We start from the raw sequence: 19891 nt of genomic DNA on the forward strand, positions 1-19891 counted from the left end.
GCGTAACCCCCTCACCCATCCTCTTCCCCTGGCGGGGGAGAGGGGTAAGCAGTGATGAACCGCGTAAAAGTCTGGGTCACCTATCTGCAGGTCGCGCCGCTCGCGCTGGTGTTCCTGCTGTTCCTCATCGTCCCGATCGCGACGATCGTGGTGGTGAGCTTCTTCGACTACAACACGACCCAGATCATCCCGGCCTTCCTGCTGCAGAACTATGAGGAGCTGCTGCTCTCGTCGGTCACGTGGCGCACCTACCAGCAGACCCTCCAGTTCGCCATCATCACCTGGGCGCTCACCCTGCTGATCGGCTTCACCGTCGCCTACTTCGTGGCCTTCCATGTGCGCTCGTCCACGATGCAGACGGTGCTGTTCCTGCTCTGCACCATCCCGTTCTGGACCTCGAACGTCATCCGCATGATCTCGTGGATCCCGTTCCTCGGCCGCCACGGGCTCGCCAACACCACGCTGATGAACCTCGGCCTGATCAACCAGCCGCTCGAATTCCTGCTCTATTCCGACTTCTCGGTCGTGCTGGCGTATGTGCACCTCTACACGCTGTTCATGGTGGTGCCGATCTTCAACTCGATGATGCGCATCGACCGCAGCCTGCTCGAAGCGGCGCGCGATGCCGGTGCGACCGGCTGGCAGACGCTGGTCAACGTAATCCTCCCGTTGTGCAAGCCGGGCATCGCCATCGGCTCGATCTTCGTGGTCACCATCGTCATGGGCGACTTCGTCACCGTGCGGATGATGAGCGGCGGGCTCAGTGCCTCGGTCGGCCTGATGATGGCGAACGCCATGTCGCTGCTGCAGTATCCGGCCGCCGCGGCCAATGCGGTCGTGCTGCTGCTGCTGGTACTCGGTATCGTCGCGGCCATGATGCGCATGGTCGACATCCGCAAGGAGCTGTGACGTGCAGCACGGCAAGCGCGGTCCTGCCTTCTGGCTCCTCGGCGCCTTTTTCTGCCTGTTCGTGCTGTTTCTCTACGGGCCGACGCTGACGATTCTGATCCTGTCGTTCCAGGGACCGTCGGGCGGGCTCACCTTCCCGATGAACGGCGTGTCGCTGCACTGGTTCAGGAACCTTTTCGAGAAACAGATGGTGGGCGACTTCGCGGGCTCGCTGCAGCGCTCCCTTCTGCTGGGCGTGGCCGTCATGCTGGTGACCGTCGTCGCGTCCTTCTCGGCGGGCCTCGCCTTCCGCTCGCGCTTCCGCGGTTCGGGCATCCTCTTCTATCTCGCCATCGCCAGCCTGATCGTGCCTTCGATTCTGATCAGCCTCGGCATCGGCCTGCTGTATCGCGTGTTGGGCTGGGATCCTGCCTGGTACAGTTCCGCCTTCGGTGCGCATCTGACGTGGACGCTGCCGTTCGGCCTGCTGATCATGTTCGCCGTCTTCAACCGGTTCGATCGCCGCTACGAGGAGGCCGCGCGCGATCTCGGCGCGACCTCGTGGCAGACGATCCGGCATGTCGTCGTTCCGATCCTGCTGCCCAGCCTGATCGGCGTCGGCCTTTTCGGCTTCACGCTGTCCTACGATGAGTTCGCCCGCAGCCTCTATACGGCGGGCACCTTCAACACCCTGCCGCTGGAGATCTACGGCATGACGACCAACGTGACGACGCCCGTGCTCTACGCTCTCGGGACCGTGACGACGGGCGTCTCGTTCGTCGTGATCGCCCTGTCGCTTCTGTCCGTTACCTGGCTTCGCCGACGCCGCGCGCGCCATGGCAGCGATGCCGGAAAGGCTGCTTGAGAATGACCCGTCGAACCAGGGTGTTGCGCCTTCCGACCGCCGGCCCACAGGATACGGCGCCGCTCGCCGCCGCCATCGCGGCAGGCGACGTCGACGCCAGGAGCATCGTGGCCATCGTCGGCAAGACCGAGGGCAATGGTTGCGTCAACGATTTCACCCGGGGCTACGCCACGCTGGCGCTGAAGCTGTTGCTGGCGGAGTCGCTGAACTGTCCGCTCGCGGAGATCGAGAAGCGGGTTGCCATCGTCATGTCGGGCGGCACCGAAGGCGGGCTGTCGCCGCATCTGCTGATCTTCTGTCGCGAGGAGGTGTCGTCGCCCGCTCCGGCAGGACCGCGGCTCGCCATTGGCGTCGGCCTGACGCGGCCCTTCAAGCCCGAGGAGATCGGCCGGGCGGCGCAGATCGAGGATACGGCAACGGCGGTGACGCTGGCTCTCAGGGACGCCGGTATTTCCGGGCCTTCCGACGTGCATTTCGTGCAGATCAAGTGTCCGCTGCTGACCAAGGAGCGGATCGAGGAAGCGGCCCGCCGTGGCGCTGTGACGGCCACCGCCGATACCTATCATTCGATGGCCCTGTCGCGCGGTGCCTCGGCGCTGGGTGTCGCCCTGGCGCTCGGCGAGATCGGGGAGGCGCCGGAAGAGGCGGTCTGCAAGGACTGGTCCCTGTTCTCGCGTGTTGCCAGCACGTCGGCGGGCGTCGAGCTGCTGCGCAACGAGATCGTGGTGTTGGGCAATGCAACGGGCTGGGCGGGCGATCTCGTGATCGGCCACGATGTCATGAGCGATGCCATCGACGCCGACGCCGCGCGGCGCGTGCTGGCGAACCTCGGCGGGGAGACGGTCGCGGTGCTGGCCAAGGCCGAGGCCTCGCCGACCGGCGAGATCCGCGGCCGGCGGCATACGATGCTGGACGACAGCGACATCCATTCGACCCGCCATGCGCGCGCCCTCGTGGGCGGTGTGCTGGCCGGCGCGATCGGCGACACGATGCTCTACGTCTCCGGTGGCGCCGAGCACCAGGGCCCGGCCGGCGGCGGCCCCATCGCGATCATTGGGCGGGTCTGATCGGCTGGGCTAAGCTCGCCGCATGAGCGAGACGAATCCCTACGAACTTCTCGGCGTGCGCCGGCGCATCAATGCCGCCGGCGCCCTGACGCGGCTGGGCGGCGCGGTGATGGCGCCCGAAGTCGTGGCCGCCATGGCCGCAGCGTCGCGGGCCTCGGTCGACATCGGCGAACTCCAGGACGCCGCCAGCCTGCGTATCGCCGAAGCGACGGGCGCCGAGGCGGGGCTCGTCACGACCGGTGCGGCGGCGGCGCTCACGCTTGCGGCGGCGGCCACGATCGCGCGCTGGGACATCGCGAAGATGGCGGCGCTTCCTCATGCCGGGGCGTTCCCCCACGACATCCTGATCCCGCGTACCCAGCGGACCGGTTACGCTCATGCTCTTGCCGCTTCCGGGGCTCGGCTCGTCGACATCGGCCACAACGATCGTGGCACCGGCGCGGGCGTGCGCGGCCTCGAGGCCTGGGAGATCGAAACGGCGATCACGCCGTCGGTAGTGGCGATGGCCTTCTCGGTCAATACCGGCAGCATCGTCGACCTGCCGACCGCCATCGCGACCTGCCGCGCCAACGGCATTCCGCTGATCGTCGATGCGGCGGCGCAGCTTCCACCGAAGGAGAACCTGCGGCGCTTCATCGACATGGGCGTCGATCTGGTCGCCTTCTCCGGAGGCAAGGCGCTGGGCGGGCCGCAGGCTTCGGGCATCCTCGCCGGCCGGCGCGACCTCGTGGCCTCGGCCTTGCTGCAGCAGCTCGACATGGACGTGGCGCCCGATACCTGGACGCCACCCAGGCTGGTCGATCGCGCCAATCTGCGCGGCGTGCCGCATCATGGGATCGGTCGCGGCTTCAAGGCCGGCAAGGAGGAGATCGTCGGACTGCTCGTGGCGCTGGAGCGCTTTGTGAAGGCCGACGATGCCGCTGCCAACGCGGCATTGCAGTCGCGGCTGGAAGCGATCGCGGCATCGTTGAGCGGCTTCGACGTGAAGCTCCTGCCCGCCACACAGACTGGCCGCGTACCGGTCCTGGAAATCACCGTGGCCGACGCGCTCGCCGTCAGCGCGAGGCTGCAGCGCGGCGACCCGCCGGTTCACCTGTCGGAGCGGCACGCCGCGCGGGGCGTGCTCACGCTCGATCCCCAGGTCCTGCTGCCCGAGCACGATGAGCCGCTGGCGGCGGCGCTTCGTGAGACGCTTCAGTCGACCGTGGCCTGACCGTCGTCCCGGTAGGCCCAGCAGCTGTCGGGCGGCAGGGTGAGTGCGACCTCGCCGTCGTTGTGACGGGCCGCCGTGCCGAGTTCCAGCACTTCGACTTTCTGTCCGCCGAACTCGACGTCGTAGATGGTCTGCATGCCCTGATAACGCCGCTCGATCACCTTTCCCGTGAAGCTGTTGGCCGGGCCACGCTCGCCGAGGCGGATGTTCTCGGCGCGCAGCGCGACATGGGCATTGTCGCCGGCTGCAAGAGGCTGCGGCGTCCAGGCTTCGATGCGGCCGGCAGCGCCCAGGTCGATGACGACCTGCTCGCCCTTGCGCTCCAGCACCTTGCCCTTGAGCACGTTTGCGGCGCCCGTGAAGTTGGCGACGAACGAATCAGCCGGCCTGTTGTAGATTTCGCCCGGCGGCGCCATCTGCAGCAGCTTGCCGTCCTTCATGACGCCGATCCGGTCGCCCAGCACCACGGCCTCGGACTGATCGTGCGTCACGTATAGGCCGGTCATGCCGGTCATCTTCAGGATGCGGCGCAACTCGTCGCGCAGGCGGATGCGCAACTTGGAATCGAGATTGGACAGGGGCTCGTCGAGCAGCAGCAGCTGCGGCCGGTAGACGAGGCTGCGCGCCAGCGCGACGCGCTGCATCTGCCCGCCCGACAGCGACGTCACGGGCCGCTGGGCGTATTCGCCGAGGCCGACCAGCTCAAGCGTCTCGCGGACCTTGGTGTCGATGTCGGCGCTGCCGCTGGTGTTCTTGCGGCGATACTTCAGCGGATAGGCGACGTTCTGGTGCACCGTCATGTGCGGCCACACCGCATAGGACTGGAAAACCATGCCGATGTCGCGTTCGCGCGGGCTCACCAGCGTGCCGCGTTCTGGTTCCGACACGACGCGGCCGCCGATCGAGATGCGGCCGCCGGTCGGATGTTCGAGGCCGGCGACGCAGCGGAGCGTCGTGGTCTTGCCGCAGCCCGAAGGCCCCAGCAGAACCACGATCTCGCCCGCCGGCACGTCGAAGTTCACGCCATCGACGGCCGCCTTGCCGGTCCCGAACTTCTTGACCAGGTTCTCGACGAGGAGCGCAGCGCTCACTGGCGGTACCCGTAGGTCTTGTTCCACTCTTCCATCCACGAGTTGCGCAGCTTGCTGAACTCGTCGAACTTCGGCACCCAGACCTTGACGACCTTGGGATCCCAGCCCTTCGGGTAGGCCGGCGGCTCCTTGAGGGACGTGATGTTGCCCAGCTTGTTGATCATGAAGGTCTGGCCTTCCTTGGAGAGGCGCCAGTTCATGAACAGCTTGGCGGCGTTCGGGTTCTTGGAAGCCTTGGTGACGCCGTCGGCGTAGGGAACGATGGGGACGCCCTCGGGGGCGAAGATCGCCTCGGCCGGGGCGCCCTCGACGATCTTGGTGTAGATGATGTTGTACAGCAGCGGGGCGATCGACACCTCGCCGCGGACCAGCGCGTCCGAGAGCGGAGCGCCCGACGGATAGAGAGCGATGCCGAGTTCGGCCTGCTTCTTCCAGTAATCCTCGCCGAGCACCTGACGCTCGAACATGATGCGGGTCCAGGTCGTGCCGCCCGACGGCCCGATCACCTGGCCGATCTGCTTGTTCTTGTACTCGGGCTTCGTGAGATCCATCCACGTCTTGGGCGCGTTCTTCACGAGCTGCGTATTGTAGGCGATCGCCCAGCCCAAGGTGACGCCGGGCCACAGCTTCGGCGAGACCAGCGAGTCGGGGCGATAGTCGGCAGCGTTCGGCGGCGCGTAATCCTGGAAGAGATCGGCGATATCCAGCATCAGGCCGCGGTCGGAATGGTTGACGACGTCGGCACCGAGTTTGTCGGCCGCGGCTTCCGTCTTGATGCGGGTGATGAGCTGGCCGCCGGGCGCACGGACCATCGCGACCTTGATCTTAGGGAAGCGCTTGTTGAATTCCTTGATCACTTCCTGCTGCGTCTCGGCGAAGTCCGCCGTGTACAGGGTCAGTCCGCCTTCCTTTTCGGCGGCGGCGATCAGCTCCTTGGAGCCGAACTGGTCCTGCTGGGCCCGGGCGGGGAGCGCGGCGGTTGCGGCGGCGCCGGCAATGCCGGCCAGGACGGTTCTACGCTTCATCTTCTCATTCCTCCGATTGTTGTCGTTCGTCAGCCGGCGCGGGCGCTGCTCTCGGCAGCTCCGCGGGAAAGCCAGGTCGTGATGCCGAGCAGCACCGCGAGAATCACGGTCTGCACGAGACTGAAGGCGGCCGTCTTGCCGACGTTTCCGCCTTCGTAATAGTCGAGCAGCAGCACGGCCATCACGGTCGTGTCGCTGGTGTAGAGGAACAGGGACGAGCCCAGTTCGCGCACCGACAGCACGAACAGCAGCGTCATCGAGGCGACGATGCCCGGCCGGGCGAGCGGCACCATGATCGTGCCGATCGTGCTGAGCAGGCCACGGCCGCAGATCCAGGCGGCTTCCTCGAGCTCGCGGTGGATCTGCATGAACGAGGTCGACAGCGCCTTGACCGTGTCGGGGATGAAGCGCGCCACGAAGGCCAGCGCCAGGATCCAGATCGTGCCGTAGAGGCCACCCGGCAGGCCGATCCAGGCCCAGAGATAGGCGACGCCGACGACCAGGCCGGGGATGGCGACCGGGATCGTCGACAGGAGATCGATGATCTTGCGGCCGGGAACCTGCGTGCGGTTGATCGTGTAACCGATGGCGAAGGCCAGTATGCCGCCGACCACGGCGGTGATCACGCCGACCTTCATCGTGTTCCAGATGGAGGTCATCGTCAGAGGGTTGTCGAAGATGGAGTTGAAGTGAACCCAGCTGTACGCCTTCATGTCGAACACGGCGTCGAAGTCCTTGAAGAACAGGAACCGGCGGAAGGCCGCGATTACCAGGGCGATCGTGGGCAGCACCACGACGATGAAGAGGTAGGCGAGAGCCAGGCTGAAGGTGAACCAGCGCCACGGCCCGAGGTTGAGGCTGCGCGGGCGGAAGGCCTTGCCGGCCACGGTGGCGAAGCTGCGGCCCGACAGCACGCGTTGCTGCGCCCAGACGAAGACCGCCGTGACCATCATCAGCAGGATCGCGACGGCGGCGGCGGTATTGTAGAGAGGCGGGCTCCAGGCGGTGAGCTTGAAAATGTAGGTCGTGAGCACGCTGATGTTGGCCGGCGCGCCCAGAGCGGCGGGAATGCCATAGATGCCAAGCATCACGACGAAGGACAGCAGCGAACCCGCGAGGATCGCCGGCGCGATCAGCGGGAAGGTGACCGTGAAGAGGGTCGTGAAGGCCGAGGCGCCCGAAACCTCGGACGCTTCCTCGAGGCTGGGGTCCATGTTGCGCAGCGCCGACGCCGTGAACATGTAAACGTAAGGCGCATAGTAGAAGCCGAAGACCAGGATCAGGCCCGACATCGAGTAGAAGTCGAAGCGGAAATCGATACCGATCCACTTCAGCGCCGTATTCAGCAGGCCGGTCTTGGGCGAGCCGAGGATGCTCCAGGCGACGCCCGCGACCAGCGGCGGCACGAACAGCGGGATCATGCTGGCGCCGGCGATGAAGCCCTTGAACGGCGTGTTCGTGCGCACGACGATCCACGAAAAGGCGAGGCCGATCACGACGGCGAGGATGGTTCCGCCGCCGCAGGCCGCCAGTGCATTGAAGAAGGCCAGCCGGACATTCTCGTTGCCCAACACGGCCAGGAAGTGCTCCAGCGAGGGATTGAACTTGCCGAAGCCGTCGATCACCGGATTGGAATCGCTGATGGCGCCGAAGAACAGCATCAGCAGAGGGTAGATGACCAGGAACGTCAGGATGAGCAGAAGGGCGCCGACCCACAACGGCACGGCGAACCGGCGCGCGATGGGCGCGGCGTCTGTCGTTACAGGCAAAGCGGCAGCACTCGTCGCCGTCAACGCGTTCTTCCTCCCGGCTCGTCCGCAGCCTGGAAGGGTGCGGCTTCTTCATTAAGACTGCGATGCTAGCCCATCTGTTGCTCCGGCGCTACGTCCCGCTGATGCGCGAAGTCGTCGCCTGTCGATATGAAGTCCGTCCTGTTCGTAGCCGTTGGCGCTGGTCAGGAACCTTTCCGAATGGAAATTCCTGATCTCGTGCCAGCTCATATCGAGCATGGCTAACCGTGGCCCTTCCTGGCTTGCGGCGCTAATTTGGCGGAATGGAACTCAAGACGCACAATCGTTATGCCTACGCACCCCTGCGGGGCCGCGCGGACTACACCTGGCCGGCTGGCCGACGGCTCGCGGTCTACTTTGCCCTCAACCTCGAGCATTTTTCCTACGGCGAGGGGCTTGGTGCGGAACTGGCGCCTGGTGGTCCGCACCCCGACGTCCTCAATTATGCTTGGCGCGATTATGGCAATCGCGTCGGCGCCTGGTACATGCTCGAGGCCTTCGATGCCTTGCGGCTGCCGATGGCCGCTTTGGTCAACAGCGCGATGTACGACTATGCGCCGGACCTAGTCGCAGCCTGCCGGGCGCGCGGCGACGAGATCGTGGGCCATGGCCGTACCAATGCCGAGCGACAGGGCGTGCTCGACGAAACGGGCGAGCGGGCCCTCATTCGCGATGCGACGGCGCGGCTGGCGGAGGCCGAAGGCCACCCGCCGGAGGGCTGGCTCGGACCGTGGATCTCCCACAGCCACGTCACGCCCGATCTGCTGGCCGAAGCGGGGTATCGCTACCTGCTGGACTGGTGCATGGACGACCAGCCCATCTGGTTCCGTTGCCGCGACGACAAGCGCATCCTCGCGATGCCCTACCCGCAGGAAGTAAACGACATTCCGCAGATCGTGGGCCGCAAGATCGGCGGCGACGCATTCGCTGACATCATCGTCGACCAGTTCGACGAGATGCTGGAACTGTCGCGGGAGCGGCCGCTGGTGATGGGCATTGCGCTTCATGCCTACATCGTGGGCCAGCCGCACCGGCTGCGGCATCTCAAGCGCGCACTTCGCCATATCGCCCGACATCGCGACTCGATATGGCTGACAACGCCCGGCGCCATCGCCCGGCATTGCGCTTCTCTTCCCGACGGCATCGTCCCCTAGGAGCACCATGCGTCTTTTCTCGGCCACGCTGGCAACCGAAACCAACACCTTCTCCCCCTTGCCGACGAGCCTGGAGAATTATCGCGAATCGGTATTTTTCCGAGCTGGCGAGCATCCCGCCGATGCGCCCCGCATGTGCACCGCACCGCTCTTCGTCGCGCGCGCCCGTGCCAGGCAAGAGGGCTTCGAGCTGATCGAGGGAAGCTGCTTTGCGGCCAGCCCCGCCGGCACGACCAACCGTGCCGACTACGAGACCATGCGGGACGAGATCCTGGGCCAGCTCGAGGCGGCGCTGCCGGTCGACGGCCTGTTGCTGGGCCTTCACGGCGCAATGGTGGCGCACGGCTACGACGACGTCGAAGGCGACATCATCGAGCGATGCCGCGCGATCGCAGGGCCCAAATGCGTGATCGGAGTAGAGCTCGATCCGCACTGCCATCTCACGATGAAGCGCGTCTCGAACGCCGACATCATCGTCCTCTACAAGGAATTCCCCCATACCGACGTCGTCGAGCGCGCCCAGGATGTGCTCGACCTCGTGCTGGCGACGCTGCGCGGCAAGGTGAAGCCCGTCATGTCGGTCTATGACTGCCGCCAGATCCAGAGCTACCCGACGACGATGCAGCCGATGCGCGGTATCGTCGACCGGATCATGGCGATGGAAGGCAAGAACGGGATCCTCTCGGTGTCGATCGCCCACTGCTTTCCCTACGGCGACGTTCCGGAGATCGGCACGCGGGTGCTGGTCATTGCCGACGGCGACAAGAAAAAGGCCGATGCGCTTGCGACGCAGTTGGGTGAGGAGCTGGTCGGCTTGCGGGGCAAGACCGCGCCGCAGGCGCTCGGCGTCGCGGCCGGTATCAGTGAAGGCGTGGCCTTCAACGACCTGCCGGTCGTCATTGCCGATCCTTCGGACAATGCCGGCGGCGGCGCGCCTTCCGACAATACCGACATCCTGAAGCACCTCATCGAGAAGAACGTCGAGAGCGCTTGCCTCGGCCCGATCTGGGATCCCATCGCGGTTCGCATCTGCTTCGACGCCGGGCTGGGCGCCCGCATCGGCCTGCGCTTCGGCGGCAAGATCGCGCCCAGTTCGGGCCAGCCTGTCGATGCCGAGGTCGAGATCATCGGTCTGAAGCGTAACGCCTGGCAGAGTTTCGGACCGACGCAGGTGCCGGTGGGAGATTGTGCGGCGGTACGCATCGGCGGGGTCGAGGTGGTCCTGATTTCGAAGCGGACGCAGGCGACCGGCCTGGAGCTTTTCACGAACGTCGGGATCGATCCGACCCAGCGGAAGCTCGTCGTCGTGAAATCGACGAATCACTTCATGGCGGCCTACGGTCCGATCGCCAAGAAGGTGATCTACGTCGAATCGACCGGTCCGCTACCGCGGGACCACCGCAAGGTACCGTACACGAAGGCCCAGCGCCCGATCTGGCCGCTCGACGAAGACGCCAAGCCGCGCGGGCTGATCTACTAAGGTTAGATTCATCCGCCGTCTCGACCGGAGCGCGCAGCGCGGAGTGGAGAGGCGACGGGTTTTGTTTGGGAATCTTCGATCTTCTTGCAGCAGCGTCGCGCTGGACAAGTCGGATCGCAGCTTTGCATACTCTCTGCGGGGAGTAAGGGAGTTTACAATGTTCAAACGCATCTTCGCGGGCGCGCTCGCGCTGGCCGTTCCTTTTGTCGCGGGCCCGGCGCTCGCGCAGGAGAAGGTCCTCAAGGCCGTGATGCACGCGGACGTGCGCGTCATCGATCCGATCTGGACGACCCAGACCATCGCCAACATCCATGGCGCGCTGATCTATGACACCCTGTTCGGCAACAACGCCGACCAGAAGCCCCAGCCACAGATGGTCGGCAAGTACGAGGTCAGTCCCGACAAGCTTACCTATACGTTCACCCTGCGCGACGGCCTCAAGTTCCACGACGGCTCGCCGGTCACGACCAAGGATGTCATTGCCTCGCTGAAGCGGTGGGGCGCCAAGGACGGCGTCGGCCAGCGCCTGATGGGCTTCGTCACCAAGATGGAGCCGGTCGACGACAAGACCTTCACCATGGTGCTCCGTGCACCCTACGGCATGGTGCTCGAGTCGCTCGGCAAGACCTCCAGCTCCATTCCCGCGATCATGCGCGAGAAGGACGCGCTGACCGATCCGCAGCAGCAGGTGAAGGAGGCGGTTGGGTCCGGCCCCTATATCTTCGCCAAGGACCAGTGGGTTCCCGGCAGCAAGGCCGTCTATCTCAAGAACAAGGACTACCAGCCGCGCACCGAGCCGCCGTCGTCCTTCGCCGGGGCCAAGGTTCCGGGCGTCGACCGCATCGAACTGGTCTGGATCTCCGATCCGCAGACCGCGATGTCGGCCCTGATCAACGGCGAGATCGATTTCTACGAAGCGCCGACCAACGACTTCTTGCCGCTGCTGGAGAAGGCCCGCGGCGTGAAGCTGATGAAGACCGGCAAGATCGACAGCACGCAGGGCTTCATCCGCCTCAACCACCTCCAGCCGCCGTTCGACAACGTGAAGGCACGGCAGGCGATGTACTACCTGATCAACCAGGAAGACTTCCTGCGCGCCATCGTCGGCAACCCGAAATATTACAAGGTCTGCCCGGCGCTCCTGACCTGCGGCGGCCCGTACGAGAGTGCCGGCGGCCGCGAGTGGATGAAGGAGTACAACCCGAAGAAGGCGCTGCAGCTCCTCAAGGAGGCCGGTTACAAAGGTGAACCGATCACCGTCCTGTCGGCGACCGACCACGCCACGATCACGCCGGCGACGCAGGTGCTGATCCAGGCGATGCGCGAGGCCGGCATCAACGTCGACGCGCAGTCGATGGACTGGGGCTCGGTGGTCTCCCGCCGCGCCAAGAAGGATCCGCCGGCGCAGGGTGGCTGGAACATCTTCGTCACCACTTCCGGCGGCGTCGGCTCGGCCAATCCCGTGCTGCACACCTGGATTGGCGCGGCCTGCGACAAGGGCCTGTTCGGCTGGCCCTGCGACGCCAAGATCGAGGAGCTGCGCAATGCCTTCGGCATGGCGCAGACCGAGGAGGAGCGGAAGAAGATCGCCAACGAGCTGCAGGCCCGGGCGATGGAGCAGGTCGTCTATATCCCGTTCGGCCAGTGGGACACGCCGCTCGCCTATCGCGCCGACCGGATCGACGGCATCGTGCCGAACACGGGTCTCGCCGTTCTCTGGGGGATCACGAAGAAGTAATGCCGTCCCGAGTACGCGTAGCCGTTGCACGCAAGGAGGCCTTGCCTGATCCGGGCAAGGCCTCGTCATGACCGCCTATATCGTCCGCCGTCTCTTCGCCACGCTGCCCGTCATGGCCGTGGTGGCGCTGTTCGTCTTCTTCCTGCTGCGCTTCGCACCGGGTGACCCGGCGGCGATCATCGCCGGCGAGGACGCCACGTCGGAAGCGATCGCCGCGGTGCGCGCCAAGCTCGGCCTCGATCGGCCGATGGTCGAGCAGTTCTTCGTCTGGACGCTGCAGCTCGCGCGGGGCGACATGGGTGTGTCGATCTTCTCCAACCTTCCGGTTACGCGGCTGATCTCGCAGCGCCTCGAGCCGACGGTTGCGCTGACGCTATCGACCCTGTTCGTGGCTGTGGCGATGGCCATTCCCATCGGCGTGCTGGCGGCGTGGAAGGCACGAAAACTGCTGGACCGGCTGGTCATGGGCTTTGCCGTGCTGGGCTTCGCCATGCCGGTCTTCGTGCTGGCCTACATCCTGATCTATTTTTTCGCCGTGAAATGGCAGCTCCTGCCGGTGCAGGGCTACCAGCCGATCAAGGAAGGCTTGTGGCCCTTCGTCCAGAGCCTGATCCTGCCGTCGATGGCGCTGGGCATCACCTACATGGCGCTGATCGCCCGCACCACGCGCGCGTCGATGCTGGAGGTGCTGGCGCAGGACTATATTCGCACCGCCAATTCCAAGGGCCTGGCGACCAATCGCGTCCTGCTGCTGCACGCGCTCAAGAACGCGGCGGTTCCGATCGTCACGGTGATCGGCATCGGAATCGCGCTGCTGATCTCCGGTGTCGTCATCACCGAGACGGTGTTCAACATCCCGGGCCTCGGCCGGCTCACCGTCGACGCCGTGCTGAAGCGCGACTATCCGGTGGTACAGGGTCTGATCCTGGTCTTTGCCGGCGCCAAGGTGCTGGTGAACCTGATCATCGACATTTCCTACGCCTTCCTCGATCCGCGGATCCGGTACTGACATGGCCGTAGTCACTGACGACCTCGCTCTGCCGCCCGCTCGCCGCTTCTCACTGTGGCGGGCGGTCCGGCGCAATCCGACGATCGCGTTTGGCGGGGTGCTGCTCGGTATCCTGATCGTGATGGCGGTATTCGCACCGCTCATCGCCACCAGCGACCCGTTCAAGATTGCGCCGGTCAACCGGCTGCGCCCGCCCTCGGAACGCTGGTGGTTCGGCACCGACCAGTTCGGCCGCGACGTGTTCTCCCGCACCGTCTACGGCGCTCGCGTGTCGCTGATCGTCGGCCTCTCGGTGGCGGCCTTCTCGAGCATCCTGGGCCTCGCGCTCGGTCTGGCGTGTGGCTACTTCCGCAAGGTCGATGCGCTCGTCATGCGCGTCATGGACGGGTTGATGGCCATCCCCTCTATCCTGCTGGCCATCGCGCTGATCACCCTGTCGCGGCCGGGCCTCGGCATCGTGATCGTGGCCATCATCATTCCCGAGGTGCCGCGCATCGTGCGCGTGGTTCGCGCCGTCGTGCTTTCGATCCGGGCCCAGCCCTATATCGAGAGCGCCATCGCCGGCGGCACGAAGAACTGGAAGCTGCTGACGCGCCATATCCTGCCCAACACGCTGGCGCCGCTGATCGTGCAATCGACCTATGTCTGTGCCTCGGCCATGCTGGTCGAAGCGGGCCTGAGCTTCCTGGGTGCCGGCGTGCCGCCGGAAGTGCCGAGCTGGGGCAACATCATCGCCCAGGGCCGCACCTTCTTTCAGATCGCCCCCTGGACCATCATGATCCCCGGCGCCTTCCTCGCGGTCACGGTCCTGGCCGTGAACCTGCTGGGCGACGGCCTGCGCGACCGGCTCGATCCCCGACTGGCGAGGCGGCTATGAGCGGCAATGCGAGCGCGATCCTCGAAGTTCGCGATCTCCACACCCAGTTCAGCACCCTGGACGGCGTCGTGCGCGCGGTCGACGGCGTGTCGTTCGACGTGGCGCGCGGCGAGACGCTGGGCATCGTGGGCGAATCCGGCTGCGGCAAGTCGGTGACGGCCATGTCGATCCTGCGGCTGATCCCGCCGGAGACCGGTCGCATCGCCTCGGGCTCGATCAAGTTCGAGGGCGAGGAGCTCACGACGCTCTCCGAGGAGGAGATGAAGCGCCTGCGCGGTCATCGCATCTCGATGATCTTTCAGGAGCCGATGACCAGCCTCAACCCGGTGCTGACGGTCGGCACGCAGATCGCCGAGAACGTCGTGCGTCATCTCGGCGTGTCGTGGAAGGCGGCCCGCGAGCGTGCCTTCGAGATGCTCGACCTGGTGCGCATCGCCGACGCGCGCCGCCGGCTCGACGAATATCCGCACCAGCTCTCGGGCGGCATGCGTCAGAGGGTCATGATCGCCATGGCGCTCTCCTGCGATCCGCAGGTGCTGATCGCCGACGAGCCGACCACGGCTCTCGACGTCACCATCCAGGCGCAGATCCTGGACCTGATGATCGAGCTCAAGGAAAAGACGGGCACCGCCATCGTGCTCATCACCCACGATCTCGGCGTCGTCGCCGAGACGACCGAGCGCGTCGTGGTGATGTATGCCGGCCGCAAGGTCGAGCAGGCGTCAGTAGATGCGCTGTTCGAGGAGCCGTTGCATCCCTACACGCGGGGGCTGATGCGGGCGATCCCGCGCCTCGATGTCGAGGCCGATGCCGCGGGAACCCGGCCGCGCCTGCAGGAGATTCCAGGTCTGGTGCCGATTCTCACTCAGCCGATCGTTGGCTGCGCCTTCGCGCCGCGCTGCGGCTTCGCCACCGACCGGTGCCGTCGAGAAAGACCGCCCTTGGTCGATGCCGGGGCCGGGCATCTGGTCGCCTGCTGGGAGATCGACAGCGTGAGGAAGGCGGCATGAGCGACGCACCCGTCCTGCAGGTCGAAGGACTCGTGAAACATTTCCCGATCCACGGCGGCCTGCTGCAGCGCCGCGTCGGCGAGGTGAGGGCGGTCGATGGCGTCACCTTCTCGATCCGCCGCGGCGAGACGCTGGGCCTTGTGGGCGAGTCGGGCTGCGGCAAGTCGACGATCGGCAAGGTCGTGCTGAAGCTGATCGAACCGACGGCGGGCAAGATCGTGCTGGCGGGCGAAGACGTCACCGCGCTCAAGCCCGGTGCGATGTGGCCCCATCGCCGGCGCATCCAGACGATCTTCCAGGATCCGTACTCCTCGATGAACCCGCGCCTGCCCTCGGGCACGATCGTGGGCGAGCCGCTGGAGAATTTCGGTATCGCCCGGGGCGCCGAGCGTGACGAGCGGGTGGCGCAGCTCTTCCAGCGCGTCGGCCTTCGCCCCGAGGCGATGCGCAAGTTCGCGCATGAATTTTCCGGCGGCCAGCGTCAGCGGCTGGGCATCGCCAAGGCCCTGTCGGTCAATCCCGACGTGATCGTGGCCGACGAGCCGGTATCGGCGCTCGACGTCTCGGTGCAGGCGCAGGTGCTCAACCTGCTGATCGACCTGCAGGAAGAGTACGGTCTTGCCTACCTGTTCATCAGCCACGACCTCGCGGTCATGCGGCACATCAGCCATCGCATCGCGGTGATGTACCTCGGCCGCATCGTCGAACTGACGGACAAGCGCACGCTGTTCACGCAGCCGCTCCATCCCTACACCGAGGCCCTGCTGTCGGCCGCGACCGCGCCCGACCCGAAGCGCCGCCGCAAGCGCAAGAAGATCGTTCAGGGCGACGTGCCGAGCCCGGCCAATCCACCGCCCGGCTGTCATTTCCACACACGCTGCGTCTATGCGACGGCGGAGTGCCGCGTGACCGCACCGCCGCTCATCGAGGTGGCCCCCGGCCATCACGTCGCGTGTCTGCGCCGTCCGGTTGGCGGCGACCCGGGACCGCTCTCGATTCCGGGCTAACGCTGCGGCGTCTCGGCCGGTTCGGTCGCCTTCATCGAGGGGCGTTGCGCAACGGTGTCGTACCAGGCGACGAGCTTCGGTGTCGCCTCGCGCCAATCCGGCCCGTAGCGCCACTCGTCGTAGCCACAGGCGACGGCCGTCGTGATCTGCGCCAGACCGAAAATGTCGCCGAACGACGACACTTTCTTTTCCAGCGCCGCGAAGCAGCGCAGTCCGCGGTCGCGCATCTTGGCGATGAAGTCGTCGGAGCGGTCGGGGCCGGTGCGCAGCAGCTCGGCGCGGCGCATGATCTGCGCTTCGATGATGGCACATGCCAGGGCGTTCGTTTCCAGCGCACGCCACCGCTCGGGGCCGTCCGCCGCGAGCAGCCGGTGGTCGCCGAACCTGTCGTCGATGTAGTCGCAGATCGAATGGGAGTCGGTCAGCGTGACGTCGTCGGCGACGAGCGCAGGGATGCGCACGACCGGCGTCGCCTGCACGAAATCGGCGGGCATCTCCACCGTCCGCGTACCCCAGGCATGCGGCCACTTCGTCTGGACATACTCGAAGCGGTCGCCGATCCCTAGCTCATCGATGCAGATCCTGACACGCCGGACCCAGGGCGAGGCCGGCGTGACGTAGAGGCGCATCCGCTCAGCCATTGCGTGCGCCGGGGGCGGTGTCGCGCAGATAGGTGAGGGCGGCCTGCACGCCGCCCGCCTTGTGCGGCACCCTGGCGAGGCCGAGTGCCATCTCGACACCCGAGAGCGTGCCCATCAGCATCAGGTCGTTGAAGTCGCCGAGGTGGCCGATTCGGAAGACCTTGCCCGCGACCTTGGTGAGGCCCTGGCCCAGCGACATGTTGAAGTTCTCGAGCGCGACCTTGCGGAAGGCATCGGCGTCGTGGCCTTCGGGCATGACGATCGCCGTCAGGGAGCCCGAATAGGCCTTGGGATCGCTGCACAGGATCTCGAGGCCCCAGGCGGTGACGGCGGCACGCGTGGCCTCGGCATGGCGAGTGTGGCGCGCAAAGACCGCGTCGAGCCCTTCCTCCAGCAGCATGTCGCAGGCTTCGCTGAGGCCGTAGAGCAGGTTGGTGGCGGGCGTGTAGGGGAACCAGCCGTTGGCATTGGCCGTCAGCATCTCGTCCCAGTTCCAGAATGCCTTCACCATCTTCGACGACTTGGAGGCTTCGATCGCCTTCTCGCTCACCGCGTTGAAGGAGAGGCCGGGCGGCAGCATCAGGCCCTTCTGCGAACCTGCCACCGTGACGTCGACGCCCCAGGCGTCGTGGCGATAGTCGACCGATCCCAGCGAGGAAATCGTATCGACCAGGAGGAGAGCCGGGTGCTTGGCCGAGTCGATGGCCTGACGAACGGCCGAAATGTCGCTCACCACGCCCGTGGAAGTCTCGTTGTGGACGATGCAGACCGCCTTGATGGCGTGCCCGGTGTCTTCCTTCAGGCGCTTCTCGATGGCTTCGGGATCGGCCGGCTTGCGCCAATCACCGCCCATGAATTCTGATTTGATTCCAAGCTTTTCGGCCATCTTCTTCCAAAGAGATGCGAAGTGGCCGGTCTCCCACATCAGCACCAGGTCGCCAGGCGACAGGGTGTTCACCAGGGCTGCTTCCCAAGCTCCGGTACCCGATGCGGGGAAGATGATAACCGGTTGTTTTGTCTGGAAAATCTGGCGGGCGGAGCGGAGTACTTTCTTCGCCAGCGCGTTGAACTCGGGACCGCGATGATCGATCGTCGGGTAATCCATCGCGCGAAGAATGCGGTCCGGGACGTTGGTGGGACCTGGAATTTGCAGGAAATGACGTCCGGCGGGATGTGAATTCAGGCGCATGCGGAAACTTCCTTTCGGCTTCTCTGTTGCATTTTGTATACAATATGCCAAAGTGAGTCCAGAGAAGATGGATGGTTCGACTTTCCCGATCGCGCGTCTGACGCTGCCCGAGGCGGCGGCCGAGCGCCTGCGCGTCCTCATCATCGAAGGCGAATTGGCGCCGGGCGCCAAACTCAATGAGCGCGAGCTGAGCGAACGTCTGGGTGTGTCGCGCACCCCCTTGCGGGAAGCGTTCCGCATGCTGGCGGCCGATGGCCTGCTGATCCAGCTCCCCAACCGCGGCGCGCAGGTCGTCGCCCTGTCGCGCGAGGATGTGCGTGGCGCCTTCGAGGTAATGGGCGCGCTGGAGGGGTTGGCGGGCGAACTCGCGGTGGAGCGGGTGACGGATGCCGACGTCGCGGATTTGCGCACCCTGCAGGAGCAAATGGAGGTCGCCCATGCCGCCCACGACCTTCCGGCCTATTACCGGATCAACCGCGCCATCCACGACCGGTTCAACGCCATCGCCGGCAATGCCATCCTGGGGCAGACCTACCGCACGCTCAACGCGCGGCTGCATGCCCTCAGGTTCCGTTCCAACCTGAACCCGGCCAAGTGGGCTCTGGCGGTCTCTGAGCATCGTTCCATGATTGCAGCCCTTGCGGCGCGCGACGGCGCTGCGCTACGTGGTCTGCTGGTCGGGCATCTGCGTGCCAAGCAGCAGGCGGTACTCGATTCAATGGACAACAGAGACGACAAGAACCTTCAGGGAGGAACAGAACCATGACGACGACTTTTTCGACGTCGCGACGCAATGCCCTCAAGCTCGGCCTCGCCGCCACCCTGGCGGCTCCCGCCGCGGCCCGTGCCCAGCAGGGATGGCCGAACGGCCCGATCACGTGGGTCAACCCGTTCCCGGCCGGCGGCGGCACCGACGTCTTCGCCCGCCCGCTGGCCGCGCAGGTCGGCGAGCAGCTCGGCGTCCAGATCCTGATCGACAACAAGGGCGGCGCGGGCGGCACGGTCGGCGCCTCGCAGGCGGCCAAGATGAAGCCGGACGGCCAGACCTTCTTCGTCGGCGCGATCCATCACACGATCGCCCCGTCGGTCTACAAGAACCTCGACTACGATCTCGAGAAGAACTTCGAGCCGATCACCATGATCGCGCTGGTGCCGCAGGTGATCTCGATCAACCCGAACAAGGTTCCGGTGAAGACCGCGGCCGAGTTCATCGCCTACCTGAAGGCCAACCCGAACAAGGTGAATTACGCCTCGCCCGGCGCGGGCACCGCCCATCACCTCGCCGGTGAGCTGTTCAAGCTCGAGACCAAGACCGAGATCGTCCACGTGCCGTATCGCGGCGCGGGCCCCGCCATGCAGGACCTGCTCGCCGGCAACACCGACATGATGTTCGATGGCATGGGCACGTCGGCGCAGCAGATCAAGGCCGGCAAGCTCCTCGGACTGGCTGTCGCCACGGACAAACGCTCCCCCGAGTTCCCCAACATCCCGACGGCGGCCGAGATCGGCGTGCCGTCCTGGCTCGTGTCGACCTGGTACGGGGTCTGGGCCATCAAGGGAACGCCGGAGCCGATCGTGAAGCGCATGTACGACGAGATCGTGAAAGCGCTGGCCGTTCCCAAGCTCCAGACGATCTGGAAGGAGCAGCTGGCGCAGGTCGGCGGCGAGGCCCCGGCCGACTTCGCAAAGCGCATCCGCGCCGAGATCGAGAAGTGGCAGAAGGTCGTCGCGGCGGCCGGCGTGAAACTCGACTGAAGATGGTGATGCGTCTGCCTTCACCATCCATGACCATGTCCTTCTTCGCCGGCATATGAGCGTGCGGAGAGGGCGTTTTTTGGACGTCTGTA

The 19891-nt window shown here is 65.7% G+C and carries 18 protein-coding genes; 13 read left to right on the plus strand and 5 right to left on the minus strand.

Annotated features, from left to right (window positions below):
• The first annotated feature begins 54 nt into the window (after positions 1-54).
• The 4 genes from KQ910_RS21500 to KQ910_RS21515 are packed head-to-tail and all read left to right on the plus strand — an operon-like array spanning position 55 to position 4033.
• Positions 55-909: an ABC transporter permease gene (locus KQ910_RS21500; RefSeq protein WP_216965098.1), complete on the plus strand. Its 855-nt coding sequence runs from the start codon at positions 55-57 to the stop codon at positions 907-909.
• Position 910: 1 nt separating this feature from the next.
• Positions 911-1753, plus strand: a complete 843-nt coding sequence (locus KQ910_RS21505) for an ABC transporter permease (RefSeq protein ID WP_216965100.1) — start codon at positions 911-913, stop codon at positions 1751-1753.
• A gap of 2 nt (positions 1754-1755) precedes the next feature.
• Positions 1756-2820: a cyanuric acid amidohydrolase gene (atzD, locus tag KQ910_RS21510; RefSeq protein ID WP_216965102.1), complete on the plus strand. Its 1065-nt coding sequence runs from the start codon at positions 1756-1758 to the stop codon at positions 2818-2820.
• 22 nt (positions 2821-2842) lie between these two features.
• The gene (locus tag KQ910_RS21515; RefSeq protein WP_216965104.1) at positions 2843-4033 is read left to right on the plus strand and encodes an aminotransferase class V-fold PLP-dependent enzyme; all 1191 of its coding nucleotides are present in this window, start codon (positions 2843-2845) and stop codon (positions 4031-4033) included.
• Here KQ910_RS21515 and KQ910_RS21520 read toward each other — a convergent pair.
• The 3 genes from KQ910_RS21520 to KQ910_RS21530 are packed head-to-tail and all read right to left on the minus strand — an operon-like array spanning position 4015 to position 7918.
• Positions 4015-5124 (minus strand): ABC transporter ATP-binding protein, encoded by a 1110-nt coding sequence (locus tag KQ910_RS21520; protein WP_216965106.1) that lies wholly within the window; start codon positions 5122-5124, stop codon positions 4015-4017. The genes KQ910_RS21515 and KQ910_RS21520 overlap by 19 nt on opposite strands.
• On the minus strand, positions 5121-6149 hold the full coding sequence (locus KQ910_RS21525) for an extracellular solute-binding protein (protein ID WP_229600846.1): 1029 nt from the start codon (positions 6147-6149) through the stop codon (positions 5121-5123). Before KQ910_RS21525 ends, KQ910_RS21520 begins: the two co-directional genes overlap by 4 nt.
• Before the next feature lie 29 nt (positions 6150-6178).
• Entirely contained in the window at positions 6179-7918 is a 1740-nt protein-coding gene (locus tag KQ910_RS21530) for an ABC transporter permease (RefSeq protein ID WP_229600847.1), read from the minus strand.
• A gap of 284 nt (positions 7919-8202) precedes the next feature.
• On the opposite strand from KQ910_RS21530, the gene KQ910_RS21535 reads away from it, so the two are divergent.
• The 7 genes from KQ910_RS21535 (at position 8203) to KQ910_RS21565 (ending at position 16214) form a co-directional block, all read left to right on the plus strand.
• Positions 8203-9093: a polysaccharide deacetylase family protein gene (locus KQ910_RS21535; protein WP_216965108.1), complete on the plus strand. Its 891-nt coding sequence runs from the start codon at positions 8203-8205 to the stop codon at positions 9091-9093.
• Between the two features lie 7 nt (positions 9094-9100).
• On the plus strand, positions 9101-10573 hold the full coding sequence (locus KQ910_RS21540; RefSeq protein ID WP_216965111.1) for a M81 family metallopeptidase: 1473 nt from the start codon (positions 9101-9103) through the stop codon (positions 10571-10573).
• Positions 10574-10730: 157 nt separating this feature from the next.
• Positions 10731-12311, plus strand: coding sequence for an ABC transporter substrate-binding protein (locus tag KQ910_RS21545; RefSeq protein WP_216965113.1), 1581 nt, complete (start codon positions 10731-10733; stop codon positions 12309-12311).
• A gap of 67 nt (positions 12312-12378) precedes the next feature.
• A complete protein-coding gene (locus KQ910_RS21550) occupies positions 12379-13320 on the plus strand; it encodes an ABC transporter permease (RefSeq protein WP_216965115.1) in 942 nt (313 codons plus the stop codon).
• Between the two features lies 1 nt (position 13321).
• Positions 13322-14197, plus strand: a complete 876-nt coding sequence (locus tag KQ910_RS21555; RefSeq protein ID WP_216965117.1) for an ABC transporter permease — start codon at positions 13322-13324, stop codon at positions 14195-14197.
• Entirely contained in the window at positions 14194-15207 is a 1014-nt protein-coding gene (locus tag KQ910_RS21560; RefSeq protein WP_216965119.1) for an ABC transporter ATP-binding protein, read from the plus strand. The genes KQ910_RS21555 and KQ910_RS21560 overlap by 4 nt, the downstream gene beginning before the upstream one ends.
• The gene (locus KQ910_RS21565; RefSeq protein WP_216965121.1) at positions 15204-16214 is read left to right on the plus strand and encodes an ABC transporter ATP-binding protein; all 1011 of its coding nucleotides are present in this window, start codon (positions 15204-15206) and stop codon (positions 16212-16214) included. The genes KQ910_RS21560 and KQ910_RS21565 overlap by 4 nt, the downstream gene beginning before the upstream one ends.
• On the opposite strand, the gene KQ910_RS21570 is transcribed toward KQ910_RS21565, so the two are convergent.
• A complete protein-coding gene (locus KQ910_RS21570; protein ID WP_216965122.1) occupies positions 16211-16855 on the minus strand; it encodes a glutathione S-transferase family protein in 645 nt (214 codons plus the stop codon). The genes KQ910_RS21565 and KQ910_RS21570 overlap by 4 nt on opposite strands.
• Positions 16848-18044, minus strand: a complete 1197-nt coding sequence (locus KQ910_RS21575; protein ID WP_216965124.1) for a pyridoxal-phosphate-dependent aminotransferase family protein — start codon at positions 18042-18044, stop codon at positions 16848-16850. The genes KQ910_RS21570 and KQ910_RS21575 overlap by 8 nt, the downstream gene beginning before the upstream one ends.
• 67 nt (positions 18045-18111) lie before the next feature.
• Here KQ910_RS21575 and KQ910_RS21580 point away from each other — a divergent pair, with 67 nt between their 5' ends.
• Positions 18112-18810 carry a GntR family transcriptional regulator gene (locus tag KQ910_RS21580; RefSeq protein WP_216965126.1) on the plus strand — a complete coding sequence of 233 codons (699 nt, stop codon included), beginning with the start codon at positions 18112-18114 and terminating at the stop codon, positions 18808-18810.
• On the plus strand, positions 18807-19799 hold the full coding sequence (locus tag KQ910_RS21585) for a Bug family tripartite tricarboxylate transporter substrate binding protein (protein WP_216965128.1): 993 nt from the start codon (positions 18807-18809) through the stop codon (positions 19797-19799). Before KQ910_RS21580 ends, KQ910_RS21585 begins: the two co-directional genes overlap by 4 nt.
• Positions 19800-19891 lie beyond the last annotated feature (92 nt).

The organism is Reyranella humidisoli (genome assembly GCF_019039055.1).
Lineage (GTDB): Bacteria > Pseudomonadota > Alphaproteobacteria > Reyranellales > Reyranellaceae > Reyranella > Reyranella humidisoli.